This window comes from Stappia albiluteola (assembly GCF_014050225.1).
Lineage (GTDB): Bacteria > Pseudomonadota > Alphaproteobacteria > Rhizobiales > Stappiaceae > Hongsoonwoonella > Hongsoonwoonella albiluteola.
Genome location: NZ_JACFXV010000058.1, coordinates 25,562 through 47,390, shown reverse-complemented (window position 1 = coordinate 47,390; position 21,829 = coordinate 25,562). Strand labels below are relative to the sequence as shown.

Annotated in this window: 16 protein-coding genes; 11 read left to right on the top strand and 5 right to left on the bottom strand. The window is 63.7% G+C overall.

Annotated elements, in window-relative coordinates:
• The first annotated feature begins 47 nt into the window (after positions 1–47).
• Positions 48–470: a potassium channel family protein gene (locus H2509_RS21190; RefSeq protein WP_182166210.1), complete on the top strand. Its 423-nt coding sequence runs from the start codon at positions 48–50 to the stop codon at positions 468–470.
• 9 nt (positions 471–479) lie between these two features.
• On the opposite strand, the gene H2509_RS13810 is transcribed toward H2509_RS21190, so the two are convergent.
• Positions 480–1,058 carry a DUF2585 domain-containing protein gene (locus tag H2509_RS13810; protein ID WP_209001963.1) on the bottom strand — a complete coding sequence of 193 codons (579 nt, stop codon included), beginning with the start codon at positions 1,056–1,058 and terminating at the stop codon, positions 480–482.
• A 157-nt stretch (positions 1,059–1,215) separates the two neighbouring features.
• Between H2509_RS13810 and H2509_RS13805 the strand changes: the two genes are divergently transcribed.
• The 5 genes from H2509_RS13805 to H2509_RS13785 all read left to right on the top strand — a co-directional run bounded on the left by H2509_RS13805 (position 1,216) and on the right by H2509_RS13785 (position 7,159).
• A complete protein-coding gene (locus tag H2509_RS13805) occupies positions 1,216–2,847 on the top strand; it encodes a peptide chain release factor 3 (RefSeq protein ID WP_182166208.1) in 1,632 nt (543 codons plus the stop codon).
• Positions 2,848–3,049: 202 nt separating this feature from the next.
• Complete coding sequence (locus H2509_RS13800) at positions 3,050–3,586, top strand: NUDIX hydrolase (protein ID WP_328805082.1); 537 nt, start codon at positions 3,050–3,052, stop codon at positions 3,584–3,586.
• Positions 3,587–3,691: 105 nt separating this feature from the next.
• Entirely contained in the window at positions 3,692–5,239 is a 1,548-nt protein-coding gene (locus H2509_RS13795) for an inorganic phosphate transporter (protein ID WP_182166206.1), read from the top strand.
• A 37-nt stretch (positions 5,240–5,276) separates the two neighbouring features.
• Positions 5,277–6,608 (top strand): DUF2157 domain-containing protein, encoded by a 1,332-nt coding sequence (locus tag H2509_RS13790; RefSeq protein WP_182166204.1) that lies wholly within the window; start codon positions 5,277–5,279, stop codon positions 6,606–6,608.
• Complete coding sequence (locus tag H2509_RS13785) at positions 6,605–7,159, top strand: GDYXXLXY domain-containing protein (RefSeq protein ID WP_182166202.1); 555 nt, start codon at positions 6,605–6,607, stop codon at positions 7,157–7,159. The genes H2509_RS13790 and H2509_RS13785 overlap by 4 nt, the downstream gene beginning before the upstream one ends.
• Here the strand turns inward: H2509_RS13785 and H2509_RS13780 are convergent.
• From H2509_RS13780 to H2509_RS13765, 4 genes are all read right to left on the bottom strand, one after another.
• A complete protein-coding gene (locus H2509_RS13780) occupies positions 7,156–8,967 on the bottom strand; it encodes an ABC-F family ATP-binding cassette domain-containing protein (protein WP_182166200.1) in 1,812 nt (603 codons plus the stop codon). The two genes, H2509_RS13785 and H2509_RS13780, sit on opposite strands and share 4 nt — an antisense overlap.
• A gap of 94 nt (positions 8,968–9,061) precedes the next feature.
• Positions 9,062–12,223 (bottom strand): efflux RND transporter permease subunit, encoded by a 3,162-nt coding sequence (locus H2509_RS13775; protein ID WP_182166198.1) that lies wholly within the window; start codon positions 12,221–12,223, stop codon positions 9,062–9,064.
• Positions 12,220–13,800, bottom strand: coding sequence for an efflux RND transporter periplasmic adaptor subunit (locus H2509_RS13770; protein ID WP_182166196.1), 1,581 nt, complete (start codon positions 13,798–13,800; stop codon positions 12,220–12,222). Before H2509_RS13770 ends, H2509_RS13775 begins: the two co-directional genes overlap by 4 nt.
• A 495-nt stretch (positions 13,801–14,295) precedes the next feature.
• On the bottom strand, positions 14,296–14,997 hold the full coding sequence (locus tag H2509_RS13765; RefSeq protein ID WP_182166194.1) for a FadR/GntR family transcriptional regulator: 702 nt from the start codon (positions 14,995–14,997) through the stop codon (positions 14,296–14,298).
• Positions 14,998–15,525: 528 nt separating this feature from the next.
• Between H2509_RS13765 and H2509_RS13760 the strand changes: the two genes are divergently transcribed.
• The 5 genes from H2509_RS13760 (at position 15,526) to H2509_RS13740 (ending at position 21,826) form a co-directional block, all read left to right on the top strand.
• Positions 15,526–17,112 carry a peptide ABC transporter substrate-binding protein gene (locus H2509_RS13760; RefSeq protein ID WP_182166192.1) on the top strand — a complete coding sequence of 529 codons (1,587 nt, stop codon included), beginning with the start codon at positions 15,526–15,528 and terminating at the stop codon, positions 17,110–17,112.
• Positions 17,113–17,275: 163 nt separating this feature from the next.
• The gene (gene oppB / locus H2509_RS13755; RefSeq protein ID WP_182166190.1) at positions 17,276–18,199 is read left to right on the top strand and encodes an oligopeptide ABC transporter permease OppB; all 924 of its coding nucleotides are present in this window, start codon (positions 17,276–17,278) and stop codon (positions 18,197–18,199) included.
• Positions 18,200–18,206: 7 nt separating this feature from the next.
• Entirely contained in the window at positions 18,207–19,343 is a 1,137-nt protein-coding gene (locus H2509_RS13750; protein ID WP_235974943.1) for an ABC transporter permease subunit, read from the top strand.
• A gap of 3 nt (positions 19,344–19,346) precedes the next feature.
• The gene (locus H2509_RS13745; protein WP_235974941.1) at positions 19,347–20,978 is read left to right on the top strand and encodes an ABC transporter ATP-binding protein; all 1,632 of its coding nucleotides are present in this window, start codon (positions 19,347–19,349) and stop codon (positions 20,976–20,978) included.
• A 116-nt stretch (positions 20,979–21,094) separates the two neighbouring features.
• Positions 21,095–21,826 carry a L,D-transpeptidase gene (locus H2509_RS13740; protein WP_182166188.1) on the top strand — a complete coding sequence of 244 codons (732 nt, stop codon included), beginning with the start codon at positions 21,095–21,097 and terminating at the stop codon, positions 21,824–21,826.
• The last annotated feature ends 3 nt before the right edge of the window (positions 21,827–21,829 follow it).

Below are 21,829 nucleotides of genomic sequence, written 5' to 3'. Positions count from 1 at the left end.
CCCGGATGGCCGCCTGCTCCGTTTTTTGAAGCTTTCACGGAGGCGGTGTGGTCGAAATCCTGGCGACGGTTGCGGCCATGATTGTGGTAACCACGGCGATCCATGCCGCCTTCATGTTTGCCGGTCTCGGCGTTGTGCATCGCCTGACGCCGCACCGCTCACGTATCGGCAAGTTGCATGGCACGCTGATTGTCGCCGGCTTCGTCTTTACGATGTTCCTGGCAAGCGTCATTGAGGCCTACAGCTGGGCGCTGGTCTATCTGCGCGCCGGCGAGTTCGTCGATCTCGAGACGGCTTTCTATTTTTCGCTCGTCACCTTCACCTCGCTTGGCTATGGCGACATCGTGCTGGAGGGGTCCTGGCGCCTCGTTTCCGGTTTCCAGGCGGCCGTGGGCCTCATCGCCTTCGGCTGGACGACGGCACTCGTCGTCCAGGTCGTCGGCGACGTCTTCGGTCGCGAGGCGCGGTAATCCGATACTCTACAGCCCGGATTGCCAGGCTTTTACCGCCTCGATCGGATAGAGCAGCATGATCACGTTGAGCGTGAGATTGTCCCGGATGACGAGTGCGGCGACGATTTCGAAGGCGAGCGCGAGGACCACCGTTGCCGCCACGGGCAGGCGGCGGGCCAGTTCGAAGCCGACCAGCATCGCCAGGATGTCGCAGATCGAGTTGAGCACGCTGTCGCCCGAATAGCCGAGTGCGATCGTCGCTTCCCGGTAGCGGTCGATGACCGCCGGGCTGTTTTCCGCGATCTCCCAGGCTGCCTCGATCACCGTTGCGATAACCGCTCGCCAGCCGATAGCGACGCGCGGCATCAGCAGCCACAGTGCCCAGTAGAAGAGCATGCCGTGGATGATGTGCGAGGGCGTATACCAGTCGGAGATATGCTGCGAATTGTCGGAAGACAGCACGTCGCTCGTCCAGAGCTTGATGGTGCCGCATTCGCAGATCGGCACGCGGCCCATGGCCAGAAGCGTCGCGGCGGTCAGGACAAGCAGCGCCAGGATGGCGGCGGCGACCGTCATCGGCCGGGCGGCGAATTCGGCAGGCTTCATGCAAGGTTCCCTGGATGAGGAGGCAGGCGGGACTGGTATTTGCAACCGTCCTCCACTATGACCACAGCCGAAGAATCCGTCGATACCCGACATGCCGATACGCCGATTTGCTGCGCGCGCTCTCCCGCGAGCCGGCGCCGGCGTTGAAGGAGGTTCCATGAGCGTCACCGACGCCGAAATCGCCACGAAGTCCGCTGCCATGCGTCCCTACGAGAACCGTCGCACCTTCGCCATTATCTCCCATCCGGACGCCGGCAAGACGACGCTGACGGAAAAGCTGCTGCTTTCGGGTGGCGCCATCCGTCAGGCGGGGCAGGTGAGGGCGCGCGGCGAGCGCCGCCGCACCCGTTCCGACTGGATGAAGATCGAGCAGGAGCGCGGTATTTCGGTGTCCTCGTCGGTCATGACCTTCGAGCGCGACGGCATCATCTTCAATCTGCTCGACACGCCGGGCCACGAGGATTTTTCCGAGGATACCTATCGCACCCTGACGGCCGTGGATGCCGCGATCATGGTGATCGACGCCGCCAAGGGCATCGAGACGCAAACGCGCAAGCTGTTTGAGGTCTGCCGGCTGCGCGACATTCCCATCATCACCTTCATCAACAAGATCGACCGCGAAGGTCGCCATCCACTTGAGGCCCTGGATGAGATCCAGGAGGCGCTGGCGCTCGACGTGACGCCGATGACCTGGCCGGTCGGAATGGGCTCCGACTTCTTCGGCGTCTACGACTGGAAGAGCAAGGAATTCCTGACATCCGACGCCGGGCGCGGCGGGCCGTTCAACGTGGTCAAGCCGGTCAGCGGCCTTGAGGACGAGGCCTTGACCGGCACGGTCTTCGACCGGGTGATGGACGAACTGAACGAGAATGTGGAACTCGGCGGCGAGGCTTATCCGCCGTTCGACCGCGAGGCGTTCCTCGAAGGGCACATGACGCCTGTCTTCTTCGGATCGGCGCTGCGCGATTACGGCGTGGAGGAACTGATCCGGTTTATCGCCACCTTTGGCCCCGCGCCCCATTCGCAGCAGGCGACCGGGCGGAAGATCCTGCCGGACGAGGACAAGGTGACGGGCTTCGTTTTCAAGGTTCAGGCCAACATGGACCCCAAGCACCGCGACCGCATCGCCTTCGTGCGGCTGTGCTCAGGCACGTTCCGTCGCGGCATGAAGTTGAAGCATGTGCGCGCCGGCAAGTCGATCGCCGTCGCTGCCCCCATCTTCTTCTTCGCCGAGGAGCGCGAACTTGCCGAGACCGCCTATCCCGGCGACGTCATTGGCGTGCCGAACCACGGACAACTCCGCGTCGGCGACACGCTGACGGAAGGCGAGGAGATCCACGTCACCGGCCTGCCGGCCTTCGCGCCGGAGGTGCTGCGGCGCGTTCGCCTCACCGATACCATGCGCGTCAAGCAGATGCGCCAGGGGCTTGAGGATCTGGCCGAGGAAGGCCTGGTGCAGATCTTCAAGCCGACCATCGGCTCCAACTGGATCGTCGGTGTCGTCGGTATCCTGCAGCTCGACGTGGTGATCGAGCGGCTGAAGCAGGAATATGCCACCGAGATCGGCTTCGACGCCGTGCAGTACAACACCGCGCGCTGGGTGGAGGCCGACAGCGAACTGGAACTGAGGAAGTTCCTGGAGACCAACCGGGCCAATGTCGCGCTCGACCGGGACGACAAGCCTGTCTTCCTGTTCAAGAGCGCCTGGGAAGTCACCTATATCGGCGAAAAGAACCCGGACATCCGCTTCCGCGAGACGCGCGAAATCGTCCATACGGCGGATGGGTGATCGGGGATTGCGGGAAATATCGCAACACTCTCCGGTGGATTGCTGAATTTGCCCTGCGGATTTATGTGGGATTTTTCACAAAATCGTAATGCATGCGGCTTTTGTTGAAAATTAACTCACATCTTTTATATCCTTTAATGGTGATTGTGCGAGGCGAATCAGCCTTGCATGCGAACCGGGCCTTCATAGGAGCTTTATCGCCGTGGCTGGTCCCTCCGCCATATCCAAGCATCAGTCGGCCGTGGCCGGGCGATCGGTATCGATCGCACCGGAGGTGCGCGCCCTGTGGCTGAGGGCGGTGGAGCGGGTGCGCCGGTTGATGGGCGGCAAGCCGCCTGAGGTGCAGTGCGCCGCGCTGCCCTGGCGGCGTACCGAAGACGGCCGCATCGAGGTGATGATCGCCACCAGCCGCGATACCGGACGCTGGGTTCTTCCCAAGGGTTGGCCGCACAAGAGGCTGACGCTCGATCAGTCCGCGGCGCAGGAGGCCTATGAAGAAGTTGGCGTAGTCGGCGACATCGCGAAAGAGCCTTTCGGCACCTACATGTACAGCAAGGGGCTGGACAACGGCCTCAGCAAACGCGTGCAGGTTGCCGTCTTTCCGATGGAAGTTCGGGGCCAGCTCGATGAGTGGCCGGAGCAGGGCCAGCGCCGCGTCGCCTGGGTGGATGCCCTGGAGGCAGCCCGTCTGGTCGATGAGCCGGAACTTTCCGGCCTGCTGCGGAAATTTCGCGGCTGAGCCCCATTTTTAGCGTCTGCCTGATATCGCCGGGACTTCCGTTTCCCCGTCCATCCGGCTATTTCCGTCGCTTACACGACATAGGGAGCAGTTAAGGGAAGCCGCATGGCGGAAACCAGAACAGCCCATGCCAAGGCGACCCTCGACAAGGATCTCGACAAGCTCGCACGCGTCGAAGAGGCGGCGAGCCATTTCTCCCGTCGTCTTGTCGCGCCCGGGCTTGCCTTCCTGTTCCTCGGCTTTTCCGCCATTGTTGCAGCACTTGCCTTCGCAGAAAGCCCCAATTGGCTGTTGATCGGTGCGGCCGCCGCCATTGGCGGCTATATGGCGCTCGCCATCGGCGCCAACGACATCGCCAACAATGTCGGCCCTGCCGTGGGCGCGCGCGCGATGACGCTGGCAAGCGCGCTTGCGATCGCCGCTGTCGCGGAGAGTGCCGGCGCGCTGATCGCGGGACGGGATGTGGTGGAAACGATTTCCCGCAACATCGTCGACCCGGCGATGATCGCGGACGAGGGCGTCTTCGTTGTCGTCATGATGGCGGCATTGCTATCTGCGGCGCTGTGGACCCATTTCGCCACCTGGATTGGCGCGCCGGTCTCCACCACGCACGCGGTGGTCGGCGGCGTCGTGGGCGCGGGGTTGGCGGCCGTCGGGCCGGCGGTGGTCAACTGGCCGGCGGTCGGGGCCATTGCGGGAAGCTGGGTCGTCTCGCCGCTTGCGGGCGGCGTGATTGCCGCCTTGTTCCTCGCCTTCATCAAGTTCAACCTCATCTATCGCGAGGACAAGATCGGCGCCGCGAAGCGCTGGGTGCCGGTGCTGATCGCCGTCATGGCTGGCACTTTCGCGGCCTACCTGGTTTTGAAGGGCGGACGGCTTGCCGAACTTGGCGGCACCATTGCCCTGGCGGTCGGCCTTGCCGTCTTCGCCATCGCCTTTATTGCCGCGCGTCCCGTGATCCGTCGCCAGCTGGAAGGTGCGGAAAACTCCAACCAGTCGCTCAGGCGCGTCTTTCACCTGCCGCTCATCGGGTCGGCGGCGCTGCTTTCCTTTGCCCATGGCGCCAACGATGTCGCCAATGCCATCGGTCCGCTTGCGGCGATCGTCAAGGCGCTGGGTGCAGGCGATGTGTCGACGACCGTTTTCGTGCCGCAATGGGTGATGGTCATCGGCGCCCTCGGCATTTCCTTCGGTCTTGTTCTTTTCGGCCCGAGGCTCATTCGCACCGTGGGCTCCGAAATTACGCGGCTCAACCCGATGCGCGCCTATTGCGTTGCGCTGTCGACCGCCGTCACGGTGCTGCTGGCCTCCTCCATGGGCCTGCCGGTCAGTTCCACCCATATCGCGGTTGGTGGCGTCTTCGGCGTCGGTTTCCTGCGCGAGTGGTACACGCGCCGCTCGGGACGACGTCATGCTTTTCCTGGCGGGGTATACGCGCAGACGGCCGCAGAACGCAGCCACCATTTTGCCGAAGGTGAAGTTACCCCGCTCGAAGGGCGAGTGGACAAGGCGAGCATCGAGGCTCGCCGCCGCAAGCTGGTGCGCCGCGCCCATTTCACCACCATCATCGCCGCCTGGTTGATCACGGTTCCGGCCGCCGGCCTGCTGGCGGCCTCCCTGTTTCGGCTTTTCCAACTTGTTGTCGCGGGGTAACAATCGCTAAGTCATCGGACCGCGAGAGGCCGTTTTCGTGTTTGACGCAAGTTACCGCCGCAGGATCGAGCAGGATCTGGAGAGCTGGGTCGGCAAGGGCTGGATCAGCTCGGACAATGCCGGGCGGATCATTGCGGATGTGCGCGCCAGGACGCAGCAGAAGGCGCGCTTTCCCGCCATCCTCGCCACTGTCGGCGTATTGTGCCTGGCGCTCGCCGTTGCCGCCTTCGTCGCCGCCAACTGGGATGCGATCCCCCGGGCTGCCAAGCTGATCGGCATTCTTGCAGCCATTGCAGGGGCTAACGGGCTGGCGGCTTTCGCCTGGTCGCGGGGGCGTACCTTCATCGCCGACCTCGCAACCCTCTTTGCGGTGCTGGTCTTCATCGCCGGACTGGCCCTGGTCGGCCAGATCTACCACCTGCCGCAGGACTGGCCGGCGGGTGCTGCCCTTGCGGCGCTCGGCGCGCTGGCGGCCGCCTGGCTCACCGGCTCGCGCGGAGCGGCCATTGCAGCCGCCGCCGCTTCCATCAGCTATGTGCTGGCGCGCGGCGATCCCGCCGGCTTCGCACCGCTGCCGAGCTTTTTTTCGCTGGCTCTGCTGGCGGCAATCGCCGTCCACACCATCCTGCATCCCTCGCGGCTTGGGCGATGGGTCACGCTGCTGCTCGTTTATGCCATATATTTGCGGCTCGTCGCCGAAGCAGGCTACGGCGAACTGATCTTCAACGAGGGCCTGCTTGTGGCGGTCGCCGCCCTCGGAACGGCCATGACGGGCCTTGGCCTGTGGCTCGCCGCGAAGGGCGAAGGCGCATTGCCGACGCGCCTGCCGCGGGACGGCATCCTGCTGTTTGCCCATTCGCTGATCGACGCGGGCGCGACGGCACTGATAGGCACGGTCACAATCAATCTGATCGCGGTAACGCTTGACGGCGACGACAAGGGCGTTGCCGGAGCGGTGCTTGCGCTGTGGCCCGTCAGTGTCATGATCCTGCTTGCCGCCGGGCTATTGTTTGCCGCCATCTCCAACGCCGCGAACCGCAATGGCGTGCTCTTCGTCGCCGGCGCGGCGGTGCTGTCGCTTGCCGCACCGATCCTGTCCGATTTTCTGGCGGAAGCCGTCATTCTCCACGCTGCTGTGGCTCTGGCTGCCGTCATAGCGGTCAGTTCGGCTGGCGCCTATGCCGGGCTTTCCTACTGGACGCTCGCGGGACATATCGGCACAGCAGTGGTCGCTTTGTGGTTGCTAAACGAGACAATCGGGTCGCTCATCGGTCAATCTCTGTTCTTCCTCGTCGCCGGCCTCGTGCTGATCGCCGTGGCGTTCTGGAGCGCCAGACGCATGCGCTCAACCCGGGGAGAAGGGGGATGACAGTGCTTTCCTATGCTCCCGCCTGGGTCAAGTGGGGGCTCGTCGCCCTGATCCAGATCGGCCTCGTGGCCACGCCCCTTGCCGAGCGTATCGGCGTGCATATGGGCGGCCGGGAAGTGGTGCTTGCCATGCAGCCCATCGACCCGCGCGACCTGCTGCGCGGCGACTACGTCATCGTCAGCCTGGAAATCGAGCGCGTCGACCGCAGTCTGGCGCGGCCGGGCGAGACCTTCGAACGTGGCGACACGGTCTATGTCAGCCTTGAGAAGGATGCGGGCGGCGTCGCGCATGCTGCCGCCGTTTCCACCGAACCGCCGGTGGATGGCGCGCTTGCCATTCGCGGCGAGGTAACTTCGGCCGGAGGTGCAACGACACTGGCGATCGACTACGGGCTCGATGCCTTCTACGTGCCGGAGGGCACGGGCAGGCCGCTCGAAACGGCGGACCGAAACCGGCTCCGCCTGGTGATCGCCTTGACGGAAAGCGGCAAGTCCGCCCCGCTGCGCATCACGCTCGATGGCAAAACCGTCGTGGGCGATACCTTGTTTTAGCCCTCGTTCAACAATTCGAGTTCCAGCCACTGTTCCTCGGCTTCGTCCAGCGCCTGCTGCTTTTCCGATATTTCCCGGGAGAGCCTGGCGAATTTTGACGGATCGCGATTGTAGAGCTGCGGATCGGCCATTTCCGCCTGCAGCTTTTCCAGCGACTTGCCGAGCTTGTCGATCGTTTCCGGCAGCGTCTTGAGAAGATGCTGCTGGGTGAAACTCAGCTTGGCCCTGCCATTGGCCTTCGCGGCAGGCGGGCCGCCGTTGCCCTGCGGCTTCGCGTCCCTTTTCGGAGCGGACTTTTCGACTTTCCTGGCGGTCACGCCTTCGCCGCGCTGGGCCACCATATCGCTGTAGCCGCCCGCATATTCCTGCCAGCGCCCGCCGTCTTCGGAGACGATGACCGACGTCGCCACCCGGTCGAGGAAGTCGCGGTCGTGGCTGACCAGAAGCACCGTACCCTGATAGTCGCCGAGCATCTCCTGCAGCAGATCCAGCGTTTCGAGGTCCAGATCGTTGGTCGGCTCGTCAAGCACCAGGAGATTGGATGGCCGCGCCAGCGCGCGCGCCAGCATCAGCCGGCCGCGTTCGCCGCCCGAAAGCACGCCGACGGGGGTGCGGGCCTGCTCCGGCTGGAACAGGAAGTCCTTCATGTAGCTCATCACATGCTTGGACTCGTTGCCGAAGATCACCGTGTCGCCGCGCCCGCCCGTCAGAACCTCGGCCAGCGTATCCTGCGGGTTTAGCCGTTCCCGTTTCTGGTCGAGCGTCACCATCTCCAGATTGGCGCCAAGCCGCACGCTGCCGCTGTCGGGAGCCAGTTCGCCGGTCAGCATCCTCAAGAGCGTCGTCTTGCCCGCGCCGTTGCGCCCGACGAAGCCGATGCGGTCGCCGCGCTGGATGCGGGTGGAGAACTCCTTCACCACCGGGCCGCCGCCGTAGTCCTTCGAGATCGACCTGGCTTCGATGACGAGCTTGCCGGACGTTTCCGCTTCGCTGGCGGCCATCGTCACCGTGCCCTGCGGGCCGCGATGGTTCCGCTGCTGCGCGCGAAGATCGGCAAGCTCGCGCACGCGACGCATGTTGCGCTTGCGCCGCGCGGTCACGCCGTAGGTCATCCAATGCTCTTCGCGGCGGATCTTCTGCGCCAGCCTTTGCTGGTCGCGTTCCTCCTGCTCGAAGACCTCGTCGCGCCATTCCTCGAAATGGGCGAAGCCCTTGTCGAGCCGCCGCGAGATGCCCCGGTCGATCCACACCGTCGCCCGCGACAGGTTCTGCAGGAAGCGCCGGTCGTGACTGATCATCACGATCGCCGATTTCAGCGAGGAAAGCTCGCCTTCCAGCCATTCGATCGCCGGCAGGTCGAGATGGTTGGTCGGCTCGTCCAGAAGCAGGATATCGGGTTCCGGCGCGAGCGTGCGGGCAAGGGCGGCGCGGCGCGCCTCGCCGCCCGAAAGCCGGGCAGGATCTTCCTTGCCGGTCAGACCCAGCACCTCGAGCAGGTATTGCGCACGGTAGGGATCGTCGCCGGCGGTCAGTTCAGCGCTGGCATAGTCCAGTACCGTCGCGAAGCCGGACAGATCCGGCTCCTGCGGCAGGTATCGCACCGTGCGTCCCGGCTGCAGGAAACGCTCGCCCCCGTCCGGCTCGACGATGCCGGCGGCGATCTTCAGAAGCGTCGACTTGCCCGAGCCGTTGCGCCCGACAAGCGCCAGCCGGTCGCCTTCCATCACCTGCAATTCGGCCGAGGTCAGGAGCGGCGTCGCGCCGAAGGTCAATGCAATGTCGCGCAGAATCAGAAGGGGAGGTGCCATCGAACGGTTTGCTTTCGCGCTTGCTATTGGGCTAGGCGCGTCATTCCCCTAACCGGCCGGGCTGTCAAGCGCGACAGCCCGGCCGGCGGAAAATTCAGGCTGGGGAAGGCGCACTCTCGGCACGTTGCGGTGTGCCTTGTGCTCGCCGTTCGATCCTCCAGCCACGCACCAGGGCAAACAACGCCGGTATGACAACAAGCGTCAGCAGCGTGGAGGAGACCATGCCGCCGATCATCGGCACGGCGATGCGCTGCATCACTTCCGAACCGACACCCGTGCTCCACAGGATCGGTACGAGACCGATCATGGTGGTGGCGACCGTCATCATTTTCGGACGCACGCGATCGACCGCGCCGGCGATGACGGCCTGGTGCAAGTCGCCGCGTTCGAGGCTTCTGCCCTCGATGAGGGCATGGTTGCGAGCTTCCTCCAGGGCCTGGTTCAGATAAACGAGCATGACTACGCCCGTCGAGGTCGCCACGCCAGCGAGCGCGATGAAGCCGACCGTCGTCGCAACACTCATGTTGAACCCCATGAAGTCCATTAGCCACAGTCCGCCGGTCAGCGCAAAGGGCAGCGAAAGCATGACAATGAGCGTATCCGACAGGCGGCGGAAATTGAGGTAGAGCAGCAAGAAGATCACCAGTACGGTCGCCGGGACGACGATCTGGAAGCGCGCTTTAGCCCTTTCGAGATATTCGAACTGGCCACTCCAGCCGATGCGGTAGCCGGGAGGCAGCGGAAGCTCCCGCTCCACGGTTGCCCGCGCCTCGGCGACGAAGCCACCCAGGTCCCGCCCGCGAATGTCGACGAAGACATAGACGACCTGCTGGCCGTCCTCCGTACGGATCGAGGTTGGCCCTTGAGTCCGGCGGATCGTCGCCACGTCACCAAGCGGAATCGACGCGCCGTTCGATAGAGGCACCAGCACTTCCGAGGCAATGGCGTCCGGATCGCTGCGAATGTCGCGAGGATAGCGTATGATGACGTCGTAGCGCTCGCGTCCCTCCACGGTCTCGGTGACGGCCTTTGCGCCGATCGCCATAGAGACCGTCTCCTGAACGGCTTCAACACTCAACCCGTAACGGGCAAGCCTCTGCCGGTCCGGCTCGATCTCCAGGAAATAGCCGCCATTGACGCGTTCCGCATAGGCGCTTGTCGCGCCTGGCACCTTCCGCACCACCCGTTCGACGTCAAGCGCGATCGCCTCAAGGAGTTCGCGGTCCTCGCCGTAGATCTTGACACCGACCGGCGTGCGGATACCCGTCGCCAGCATGTCGATGCGGGCCTTGATAGGCATGGTCCAAGCATTGCTGATGCCGGGAAACTGCAGCGCCTCGTCCATTTCGGCAACAAGGGAGTCGATGGTCATGCCGTCACGCCATTCGGCTTCTGGCTTCAGATTGATGACAGTCTCGAACATCTCCATAGGTGCAGGGTCGGTGGCCGTTTGGGCACGGCCCGCCTTGCCGAAGACCGATTGAACTTCCGGAAAGCTCCGGATGATCCTGTTCTGCGTCTGCAGCAGCTCCGAAGCCTTCGTGACCGAAAGGCCGGGAAGGGTGACGGGCATGTAGAAAAGCGTGCCCTCGTTCAGCGTCGGCATGAATTCCGAGCCGAGACGGCTTGCCGGCAGGAACGATGCCCCGAAAACCGCCACCGCCAGGAGCACGGTCAGCACCTTTGCTTTGAGCACGAGGCGGATGACCGGCCGATAGAGGAAGATCAACGCCCGGCTCAACGGATTACGGTCCTCGCGCGGCAACCGCCCTCTGACGAGCAGCACCATCAGCGCGGGGATCAGCGTCACTGAGAGTATTGCGGCCGCGGCCATGGCGAATGTCTTGGTATAGGCGAGGGGCTTGAAGAGCCGACCCTCCTGATCCTCAAGCACGAAAATCGGCAGGAAGGAAACGACGACCGCAAGCAGGCTGAAGAAGAGCGATGGGCCGACCTCTTCCGCCGCCCGAATGATCGTCTCGACCCGGGATTGGGCTTCCGGCGTCTGCTCTAACCGCTTGTGGGCATTCTCCACCATGACAATGGAGGCGTCGACCATGGCGCCGATGGCAATCGCTATGCCGCCAAGGCTCATGATGTTGGAGCCGATGCCGAGGAAATTCATGACGGAAATGGCGATCAGCACGCCGATTGGCAGCGTCACGACGGCGACAATGGCGCTGCGGGCGTGGAGCAGGAAGAGGAACGAGATCGCGGCGACGGCGATCATCTCCTCCGTCAACGTCTTTCGCAGCGTCTCGATCGCCCGACCGATCAGTTGTGAGCGGTCATAGACGGTTTCGATCTCGACGCCCTCCGGCAGGCTCGATTTGAGTTCCGCGAGCTTTTCCTTCACCGAGCCGATGACGTCGAGCGCGTTGGCGCCGTAGCGCTGGACGGCGATGCCGCTCGCCACCTCGCCATTGCCGTCGAGCTCGGCGACGCCGCGCCGCTGATCGGGTACAAGCTCCACCCGCGCCACGTCAGCGATGCGCACCGGAACGCCGTTTGCCGCCATCAAGGTGATTTCCTCGATATCGGCAATGCCCTTGAGATAGCCGCGGCCGCGGATCATGAATTCCGCCTCGGCCAGTTCGATGGTGCGTCCGCCGACATCCAGGTTGCTGGCGCGGATCGCCTTCTGCAGGTCACCGAGCGTCAGGCCAAAGGCTCGCATGCGCAGCGGGTCGACCACCACGGCATATTGCTTGACGAAACCGCCGACGCTGGCGATCTCGGCCACGCCCTCCGCCTTGGCGATGCCGAAGCGCACCTGCCAATCCTGAATGGACCGCAGTTCGTCGAGGTTCCGCTCGTCCGCCTTGATTGCATATTGATAGACCCACCCCACGCCGGTGGCATCGGGGCCGAGCGTCGGCGAAATGCCGGGTGGCAGTCGGCCTTGCGCTGCGTCGAGATATTCGAGCACGCGGCTCCGGGCCCAATAGATGTCTGTCCCGTCCTCGAAGATGACGTAGACGAAAGACACGCCGAAGAAGGAGAAGCCGCGCACGACGCGCGAATTCGGTACGCTCAGCAACGCGCTGGTCAGCGGATAGGTGACCTGGTCCTCCACGACCTGTGGCGCCTGCCCCGGATATTCGGTGTAGACGATCACCTGGGTGTCGGAGAGGTCGGGAATCGCATCGAGCGGGATGCGGGTGACGGCATAAAGGCCGACAAGGGTAGCAAGGGTAGCGCCAATCAGCACGAGAACGACATTCTCGCCCGACCAGCGGATGAGGCGGGCGATCATTCGGCGCTCTCCCCGGCTGCGGCAATGCTCGCCAAAGCGGCATTGAGGTTGCTTTCCGCGTCGATCAGGAAGTTTCCGGCAACGACTACCTCCTCGCCGGCTTCGACGCCGGAGGTGATCTCCACCATGCCGCCGCCCCGTCGTCCGAGTTCCACCGCGCGTGGCTCGAAGACACCGTCGCCCTTCGCAACGAAGACGACCCGTCGCTTGCCGCTGTCGATGACGGCGGCGTCGGGAACCGAAACTTTCGGATTGCCATCGCCCGCCGTCTCGATGTTCACCTCGGCAAAGAGGCCGGGTTTCAGCCGCCCCTCCGGGTTGGGTAGGACGATGCGGATCCTGCCGGTGCGCATTGCCATGTCGATGTCGGGGTAGATGAAATCGACCTTGGCGTCGATTGCCTCGCCTTCATTTGCGATGAGCGTTACCTTCGCCGCGTCGCCCGGTCGAACCAGCGCGAGATCGCGTTCGGGAACTTCCGCTACCACCCAAAGCACGGAAAGGTCGGCCACTTCGAAGACCATCTCGCCAGGGCTCAAGTGCTGGCCTGCCATGGCGGGCTTCCGGGTTACCGTGCCGTCGATCGGCGAGCGCAGCGGCAGGGATCGGTCAACGCTGAATGTCGCCTTGATCCGCTTGAGATCTTCGCTTGTAAGACCGAATTCGTTTTTCAGCGCATATTCGCTGGTTTCAATGCCCATGCGATCGTCACTGCGGGCAGCGGACGCCAGCCCCTGAAGCTTCTGCAGCACATCGGGGCTGTCGGCAAAGACCTGCATCAGCGGTTCGCCGCGCTTCACCGTCTCTCCCGTCGTGCCGATGAATAGCTTTTCCACATAGCCGCCGAACTTGGCGGTAAGCACCTGCATGCGGCTTTCGTCGGTTACGAGAGAACCGAATGCACGCACCGGGCGCATAACCTCGATCATCTCCGCCGCCTGCGTGCGTACGCCGGCGCGCTGGATCTTCGCCGCGCTGATGCGCACGGTACCTGGCGGATCGTTGGCCTCGTCCGCATACACGGGGATGTAGTCCATGCCCATCCAGTCCTGCTTCGGCACCGGAGAGGTATCGGGCAGGCCCATCGGGTTGCGATAATAGATAATCTTGCGGTCGGTTGGCGCGGCCTCCGCCGTTTCCTCTGAATCCGTGGCGCCGTCGATCGCCGTCAGAAGCACGGTTCCGGATACGGGCGCGTCCAAACCTTCGACTTCGCCTTCCACCGAAAAGGCCCAGCGGCCAGCCATCAGCAGTTCGGTTTCGAAGGCAACGGTGCCGTCGGCTGACGGCTCGATGGAGGTGAGGGGCGCTTCCATCGCTTCCATGCCGTCGGGACCCATGTCGAGGCGGGTGCGGCTCAGGCGAACATCGCCGCCGACTTGTGCGACGCCGTCGGGGCTGACGAGTTTCAGTTCGACCTTGGTCGCCTTGCCGACCGGCAACTCCGAGGTAACCGCTTCCCACCTGAATGCGCCGCTTGGCGCCTCCCGGGCCGGCATCAGCGCGTATGTGCCAATCCCCATGAGCGGCAGCGCCAGGCCCGTACCGAGAGCCAGCGCGATTGTCTTTCCTTGCATTGAATTTGCTCCGCTTGAACCGAAAACGCCGGCGAACGGGCATGCGGGCGGCATGAGGCCGCTGGTCGCCCGACGCAGCAGGTTTCAGACTGTTCAGGCGGTCGCGCGGGGAGGGTCGGTCGGTGGCGGGATCCGCAGGCCCTTTCGCTGGTCAACCAGCCAACCGCGATCCAGACGCCGTGAAGGAATGAATTGCTTGCCCGTGTGGCTGCCTGGGGGTGTCGTTAGCGGGGGCGTGCAAGTCGCAAGGCAATCCGTCCCGCACGCCTCGCCGCCTTTTGTCGGGCAGAGGTGGCCTTCGTCCGGGCAGCAGAGTTTCATCGCAAAGGTGGCTTGCGAGGCGAGCAAGGGCTTTGCGGCCACCATGTTGGCCGCCGACAGCACGAATGCAACAGTCAGGAGGAGATTCAGGAACAACCGCATGCCCATGCCGTCGGGCGTAAGTCCGCAATCACCTCGTGTCACTTCACGTTATCGTGGCAATGCCAATGCACGTCACGAAAACACCTTCGCCTTCTGCAGCAGTTCGCGCGTCATACCCAGCAGCACCCTCGTTTCCTGCCGGGCCTTGTCAGGATCGCGGGAGACGATCGCGTCGAAGACGAGGTTGTGCTGGGCAAGGGCGATGGGGTCTTCCACCTTCGGGCTGGAGGTGACCGCGATCGAGGCCCGCAGGGCTTCCTCGATACAGGCGCCGAGGCCGGAAATGAGCGGATTGCCGCTGGCGGCCAGCATCAGCCGGTGGAAACGGACATCCGCCTCCATGGTTTCCGGCGTGCGCTTTCCGTCGGCGACGCGCATTTCCTCGAGTGCCGCGCGCATCTCTTCCAGTTCTTCGGCCGACGCATTGGTCGCCGAAAGCGCAGCGGCTTCCGGCTCGATCATCGAGCGGATCGCCGTCAGTTCGGCCAGAAATTGCGCGGAAGGCACGACCCGCTGACGCCATGACAGCATCGTCGCATCGAGGAAGTTCCAGTCCACGGAGGGCCGGACGGTGGTGCCGCGTTTTGGCCGCGAGGAGATCAGCCCCTTGCCGGAGAGGACCTGCAGCGCTTCGCGAAGACAGGTGCGGCTGACGCCGTGTTCGTGCAAAAGTTCGGCCTCGGTGGGCAGTACCGCGCCTTGCGGGTACGTGCCATCAAGAATTTTCAGCGCGATGTTCTCCGCGACCGTATCCTTGAGTTTTCTCGTCGCCACTCGCCCCTCCGATTTTCGCCCCGTCGGCCGCTTCCCTTTTCCGGGAAACTTGTCTCATTGCCCGCCACATCTTGACCTTGCAGATTTACGCCTGTGTTTTGCGGGGTATCAGTCAATTTCAATATCGCATCACAAGGGCTTTGGCGAACACGGTTTTGCAGCGGAGCCGGCCTCTTCCGGGGCATGAGCAAGACGAGCCTTCCTCAGCCTGCCAGGAATACGGATGACGCGTGGTAATCGGGTCTTGCAACCAGAGGGAAATTATTCCTCGCATGATGGGTCACGGGAACAACTTCCGCTTTTTCGCCCCGTAGCGAAGTTGTGGTTGCAAGGCGGATTGAAAGTTCCGGGCAGCAATGGAATGGTCTTGGCAGGATCGGCACAGGCGGGGCGGGAGGCGCTGCCATCCGGCATTCCGGAGGTCGATCAGGGGCGGCGGGCGCGGACCTTCCGATAAAGGCGCGCTGTGCCGAACCGGACAACAAAGTGCGCTTGCGATGCAAGGCGCGACAGAGGGAGAAGCCTTCGATGTTTACTGTCATGCGCACCGGGCTGTTGGCCGCGGCGCTGATCGCCAGCACTGCCCTTACGGCGTCGGCGGAAGTCGTCTATCACCGCGGCAACACGGCGGACCCGGAGACGCTCGATCAGCACAAGACCTCGACGATTTACGAAGCGAACGTGCTGCGCGACCTGTACGAGGGACTGACGACGGCGAATGCCAAGGGCGAAACGGTCCCCGGCGTCGCGGAAAGCTGGATGATCTCCGACGACGGCCTCGTCTACACGTTCAAGCTTCGCGCCGATGCCAAGTGGTCGAACGGCGATCCGGTGACGGCCGGAGACTTCGTCTATTCGCTGCAGCGCATCATGAACCCGGAAACCGGCGCCAAGTACGCCAACATCCTTTTCCCGATCAAGAATGCGGAAAAGGTCAACAAGAGCGAGGCGAAGACCGAGGAGCTGGGCGTCAAGGCGATTGACGATCATACGCTCGAGATCACTCTCGAAGCGCCGACGCCGTATTTCATCGATCTGCTGGCACATCAGACCGGCCTGCCGGTTCATCCGGCGAGCGTCGAAAAATACGGCGCCGAGTTCGTCAAGCCGGAGAATATCGTCTCCAACGGCGCCTTCGTGCTGAAGGAGTTCGTCCCGAACAGCCACATCAAGGTGACGAAGAACGAAAACTTTCATGACGCGGCCGACGTCAAGATCGACACGGTGATGTTCTACCCGACCGAGGACCGCGGCGCGGCGCTGCGCCGGTTCCAGGCGGGTGAAATCCACTCCAACAACGACGCGCCGGTCGAGCAGGTGAAGTTCATGCGCGAGACGCTGGGCGATCAGTTCCGCGTTGCCCCGTATCTCGGCACCTACTACTACGCACTCAATCACAAGGACGAGGCGCTCTCCAACCCGGACGTTCGCCAGGCGCTTTCCATGGCGGTGGACCGGGAATTCCTGGCGGAGGAAATCTGGGGCGGGACGATGGTGCCCGGCTACTCCATGGTGCCCCCGGGGATCGGCAATTATGGCGAGCCGGCCTATGCCGACTACAAGGACCTGTCGCAGATCGACCGCGAGGAGAAGGCGGCGGATCTGCTGAAGGCCGCCGGTTTCGGGGCAGATCATCCGCTGAAGCTGGAACTGCGCTACAACACGTCGGAGAACCACAAGAACACGGCGGTTGCCATCGCCGACATGTGGAAGCCGCTCGGTGTCGAGGTCAGCCTCGTCAATACCGATACGGCAACCCATTACGCGCTGCTGCGGGACAAGGGCGATTTCGACGTCGCCCGCGCCGGCTGGATCGGCGACTATTCCGACCCGCAGAACTTCCTGTTCCTGGTGGAATCCGACAATCCGGGCTTCAACTACGCGAATTACAACAACCCGGACTACGACAAGCTGATGGACGAGGCCGCAGCCACCACCGACCTGGAAAAGCGGGCTTCGATCCTCAAGCATGCGGAAGAGATCTTCATGCGCGATCTGCCCTTCCTGCCGCTCCTCTACTACGGTTCCATCAGCCTGGTGTCCTCCAAGCTGCACGGCTGGGAAGACAACCTGCAGAACATCCACCCGAGCCGGTACATGAGCATCGCTCAGTGATGGCCTCGGCCGGATAAAGCCTGGATCCGCCCTGTCTCGGCTTCGCGCCGGGCAGGGCGGAAACCGTTTGCGGTGCTGTGGTCAGAACGTCGAATTCAGCGTTCCGGCTTCCTCGAAGCGAGGCTCGCACCGCCACAGAAGCTGGAAATGAAAGGCGCATTCGATGGCGCGCTATATCCTGGGCCGCTTGCTCAGCGCGATCCCGACCCTGTTCCTGATCGTGACCATCTCGTTCTTCCTGATCCGCATCGCGCCGGGAGGGCCGTTCGATCTCGAACGGCCGCTGGAAGCCAAGGTGATGGAGAATCTTGCCCGCATCTATCAACTCGACAAGCCGCTCTGGCAGCAATACCTGCTCTATCTCAAGAGCCTTGCTTCGGGCGATTTCGGGCCGAGCTTCTATTTCCGCGATTTCACCATCAACGAGCTTTTCGCGGAAGGTCTGCCGATCTCCATCCAGCTCGGATCGTCGGCCCTTGTGCTTGCGCTGATCGTTGGCGGCGCCATGGGCGTGCTGGCGGCGCTGCGCCAGAACCGGCCGGCCGACTATTCGATCATGGCGGCGGCCACGATCGGGGTGACGATCCCGAATTTCGTGGTGGCGCCGCTCCTTACCCTGCTGCTGGGCGTCTGGCTCGGCTGGCTGCCCGTCGGCGGCTGGAACAACGGCGCGGCGCGAAACATGATCCTGCCCATCGTGACGCTTGCGCTGCCCCAGATAGCGGTCGTGGCGCGGCTGACGCGCGGTTCGATGATCGAGGCGCTGCGGTCCAACCACGTGCGCACCGCCCGTGCCTACGGGCTGTCGGGCTACAGTGTCGTGGTCGTCCATGCGTTGCGGGGGGCGCTCTTGCCGGTCGTCTCCTATCTCGGGCCGGCGGCTGCCGCGCTGCTCACCGGCTCGGTGGTCGTGGAGACCATTTTCGGTATTCCGGGCATCGGCCGCTATTTCGTCCAGGGAGCGCTCAACCGCGACTACACGCTGGTCATGGGAACGGTGGTTGTGGTCGCCGTTTTCGTAATCGTTTTCAACCTGATCGTCGATCTCGTCTATGCGCTGCTCGACCCGCGCGTGCGTTACGACTGAGGGCATCATGGCAACGATCGATCAAATGCCTGCAACGGATAACGGCAACGCGGTTCGTGGGCGCTCGCTCTGGGACGACGCGCGCGACCGCCTGCTTGCCAACAAGGCGGCCGTCGCCAGCATGATCCTGCTGGCGGCGGTGGCGATCGCCTGTTTCCTCGGCCCGCTGGTTTTGCCGCATCCCTATGACGCGGTCTATCGCGATTTCGTCAAGGTTCCCGCGAGCCTTGAAGCCTACCCGCGCGAAGACCAGATCGCTCCGGCACTTGAGAGCCTGCTGAGGCGGGGGCGCGTGACGGTCGATACCGTCGAGGTTTCGGGCGAGCGGGTCACGGCGCGCATTTCGTCCTCTCGCGACATCGACCCCAGGCTGGTGCGTTATCTCGACCGCTCCGACCTGTTCAGGAACGGGGAAGTGGCGGATCTCGCGGCGGACGGCAAGTCCGCGACGGTGACGGCGGAGGTGCGCCGCCTGCATTTCTTCTTCGGCACGGATTCCAATGGCCGCGACCTGATGACGCGCACGCTGATCGCCGGGCGCGTATCGCTGACGATCGGCCTGCTTGCAACCCTCGTCGCCATTTCGATCGGCGTCATCTACGGCTCGGTCTCCGGCTATCTCGGCGGGCGCGTGGACCTGCTGATGATGCGCGTGGTGGATGTTCTCTATTCGCTGCCTTTCATCTTCTTCGTCATCCTGCTGGTCGTCTTCTTCGGGCGGAATTTCATCCTGATGTTCATTGCCGTGGGTGCCGTGGAATGGCTCGACATGGCGCGGATCGTGCGCGGTCAGACGCTGAGCCTGAAGCGGCAGGAATTCGTCCAGGCGGCCGAGGCGCTGGGCGTCGACAATGCCGGCGTGCTGAAGCGGCACATCATCCCCAACACGCTCGGGCCGGTCGTCATCTACATGACGCTGCTGGTCCCGAAGGTGATCCTGCTTGAAAGCTTCCTGTCCTTCCTCGGCCTTGGCGTGCAGGAACCGCTGACAAGCTGGGGCGTGCTGATCTCGGAAGGCTCGCGCAACGTGCAGGGCGCTGCCTGGATGCTGATCTTTCCGTCGATCTTCCTCACCTCGACGCTGTTTGCGCTGAATTTCATCGGCGACGGCCTGCGCGATGCGCTCGACCCCAAGGATCGCTGAGACATGACGGAAGCCATGACGAACGCCCACAAATCCGCCGGGGAAGCCGTGCTCGACATCCGCGATCTCAGGGTCAGCTTCGCAACCGCGGTCGGCACGGTGCAGGCCGTGCGCGGCGTCGACGTTTCGGTGGCCAAGGGCGAGACGGTCGCGATTGTCGGCGAGAGCGGTTCGGGCAAGAGCCAGACGATGATGGCGGCGATGGGCCTGCTTGCGGCAAACGGCAAGGCGGAAGGCGAGGCGCTCTACAGGGGCGCCAATATCCTCGGCCTGCCCACGGCGAAGCTCAATCGTATCCGCGGCGCGAAGATCACCATGATCTTCCAGGAGCCGATGACGTCGCTCGATCCGCTCTATACGATCGAGCGGCAGTTGATCGAACCGATGGTCGAGCATGGCGGGATCGGGAGGGCCAGGGCGAAGGCAAGGGCGCTGGAACTGCTGAAACTCGTCAACATTCCCCAGCCCGAGCGAAAGCTGAGAAGCTTTCCGCACGAACTGTCCGGCGGCCAGCGCCAAAGGGTGATGATCGCCATGGCGCTCGCCAACGATCCGGACGTGCTGATTGCCGACGAACCGACAACCGCGCTGGACGTCACCACGCAGGCCCAGATCCTGGCGCTGATCGCCGACCTGCAGAAACGGCTCGGCATGGCGGTGGTGTTCATCACGCACGATCTCGGCATCGTCCGGCAGATCGCAGACCGGGTCTATGTGATGAAGGACGGGCAGGTCGTCGAGCAAGGCGAAGCGGCCCGCATTCTGACGGAACCGAAGCACCCCTATACGCGCATGCTGCTCGACGCCGAGCCGGAGGGGCGCAAGGCACCGGTCACGGGCGAGAGCCCGATCCTGCTGGAGGGACAGAAGGTGTCGGTCGCTTTCGATCTCGACAGCGGTTTACTCAAGGCGCCGATCGTGCTGAAGGCGGTCGATGACGTATCGCTGGCCGTGCGCCAGGGCCAGACGCTCGGCATTGTCGGCGAGAGCGGTTCGGGCAAATCGACGCTCGGGCGGGCGCTCCTGCAATTGCTGCCGCATCAGGGGCGGGTCTTCTTCTCCGGCAACGACATATCCAACAAGGACAGAGGCGCGATGCGGCCCTTGCGCCGGCAGATGCAGCTCGTTTTCCAGGACCCTTACGGATCGCTCAGCCCGCGCATGACGGTCGGGCAGATCGTTACGGAGGGGCTGCTGGTGCACGAGCCGGGGCTTTCGGCGGCCGAGCGCGACAGGCGCGCCTGTGCGGTGCTTGAGGAGGTTTCGCTCGATCCCGCGCTTCGCAATCGCTACCCGCACGAGTTTTCAGGCGGCCAGCGGCAGCGGATCGCGATCGCCCGCACCATGGTGCTGAAACCCAAACTCGTGGTGCTGGACGAGCCGACATCGGCCCTCGACCGCACGATCCAGAAGCAGATCGTCGAGCTGTTGCGAAAGCTGCAGGCAGATCACGGGTTGACCTATCTGTTCATCAGCCACGACCTCGCCGTCGTGCGGGCGCTCGCCGACTGGGTGATGGTGATGCAGCACGGCAGGATCGTGGAAGCCGGACCGACGCCGGTCATCTTCGAAAGTCCGGTGCAGGACTATACCCGTGAGCTAATTGCCGCAGCGGCGAACAATCTTTCGGGATGAGGTGCGGGCAGGCGACTTCGCGCTTGCAAAACACAGGCCCTTTGGCGAGAACCGACGGAAGGCCCGATGGGGCCACGGGTTTGGAGAAACGCCGGAACAGGCGCGATGGTGAAGGCATGACGTTCAGCAAGACCTCCGGAAAGGCACAAGCCGGATCTTTCCAGTTGAGCCGCAGGACTTTTGTCGCAGGCGCGATCGCGACGGCGCCACTGGCCTTGTCGGCGTGCCAGAGCACGCCGCTGATCGGCCTCTCCAATCAGCCGCCGCTGCCGGATGAAACCTTCGATTACGCGCTTGCCTATGCCGCAGTGCAGGAGGACGAGTACAAGATCCCGGCGATCAAGTACCAGTCATTCGACCGGAAATTCTGGCGCCAGGTCGTCGATTACGACACCGACCAGCGCGCCGGAACGGTGGTGGTCGATCCCTATGACAAGCATCTGTACTGGGTGCTGGGCCGCGGCAGGGCCCTGCGCTACGGCATCGGCGTCGGCAAGGCGGGTTTTGCCTGGTCGGGCGAGGCCAAGATCCGGGTCAAGCGCCCCTGGCCGCTCTGGCGTCCGCCGGAAGAAATGGTCGCGCGCCGTCCCGAGCTGAAGAAATATGCGAAGGAAGGCTTTCCTCCGGGGCCGAACAATCCGCTCGGCGCACGCGCCATGGACCTGTGGCAGGGCGCGACGGATACGCTCTACCGCATCCACGGGACGCCCGAACCGGAGTCGATCGGCCGCAATGCCTCAAGCGGGTGCATTCGAATGTGGCATCAGGACGTGATCGACCTTTTCAATCGCGTGCCACTGGAAACGAAGGTCGTGGTGATCTCCAGGGAAACGCCGGCGGCGGCCTGACCC

Coding starts and splice junctions, on each gene's coding strand:
- H2509_RS13810 (WP_209001963.1), bottom strand. CDS start 1,058: ATGAAGCCTGCCGAATTCGCCGCCCGGCCGATGACGGTCGCCGCCGCC.
- H2509_RS13740 (WP_182166188.1), top strand. CDS start 21,095: ATGACGTTCAGCAAGACCTCCGGAAAGGCACAAGCCGGATCTTTCCAG.
- H2509_RS13795 (WP_182166206.1), top strand. CDS start 3,692: ATGGCGGAAACCAGAACAGCCCATGCCAAGGCGACCCTCGACAAGGAT.
- H2509_RS13745 (WP_235974941.1), top strand. CDS start 19,347: ATGACGGAAGCCATGACGAACGCCCACAAATCCGCCGGGGAAGCCGTG.
- oppB (WP_182166190.1), top strand. CDS start 17,276: ATGGCGCGCTATATCCTGGGCCGCTTGCTCAGCGCGATCCCGACCCTG.
- H2509_RS13770 (WP_182166196.1), bottom strand. CDS start 13,800: ATGCAAGGAAAGACAATCGCGCTGGCTCTCGGTACGGGCCTGGCGCTG.
- H2509_RS13775 (WP_182166198.1), bottom strand. CDS start 12,223: ATGATCGCCCGCCTCATCCGCTGGTCGGGCGAGAATGTCGTTCTCGTG.
- H2509_RS13760 (WP_182166192.1), top strand. CDS start 15,526: ATGTTTACTGTCATGCGCACCGGGCTGTTGGCCGCGGCGCTGATCGCC.
- H2509_RS13780 (WP_182166200.1), bottom strand. CDS start 8,967: ATGGCACCTCCCCTTCTGATTCTGCGCGACATTGCATTGACCTTCGGC.
- H2509_RS13750 (WP_235974943.1), top strand. CDS start 18,207: ATGGCAACGATCGATCAAATGCCTGCAACGGATAACGGCAACGCGGTT.
- H2509_RS13805 (WP_182166208.1), top strand. CDS start 1,216: ATGAGCGTCACCGACGCCGAAATCGCCACGAAGTCCGCTGCCATGCGT.
- H2509_RS13785 (WP_182166202.1), top strand. CDS start 6,605: ATGACAGTGCTTTCCTATGCTCCCGCCTGGGTCAAGTGGGGGCTCGTC.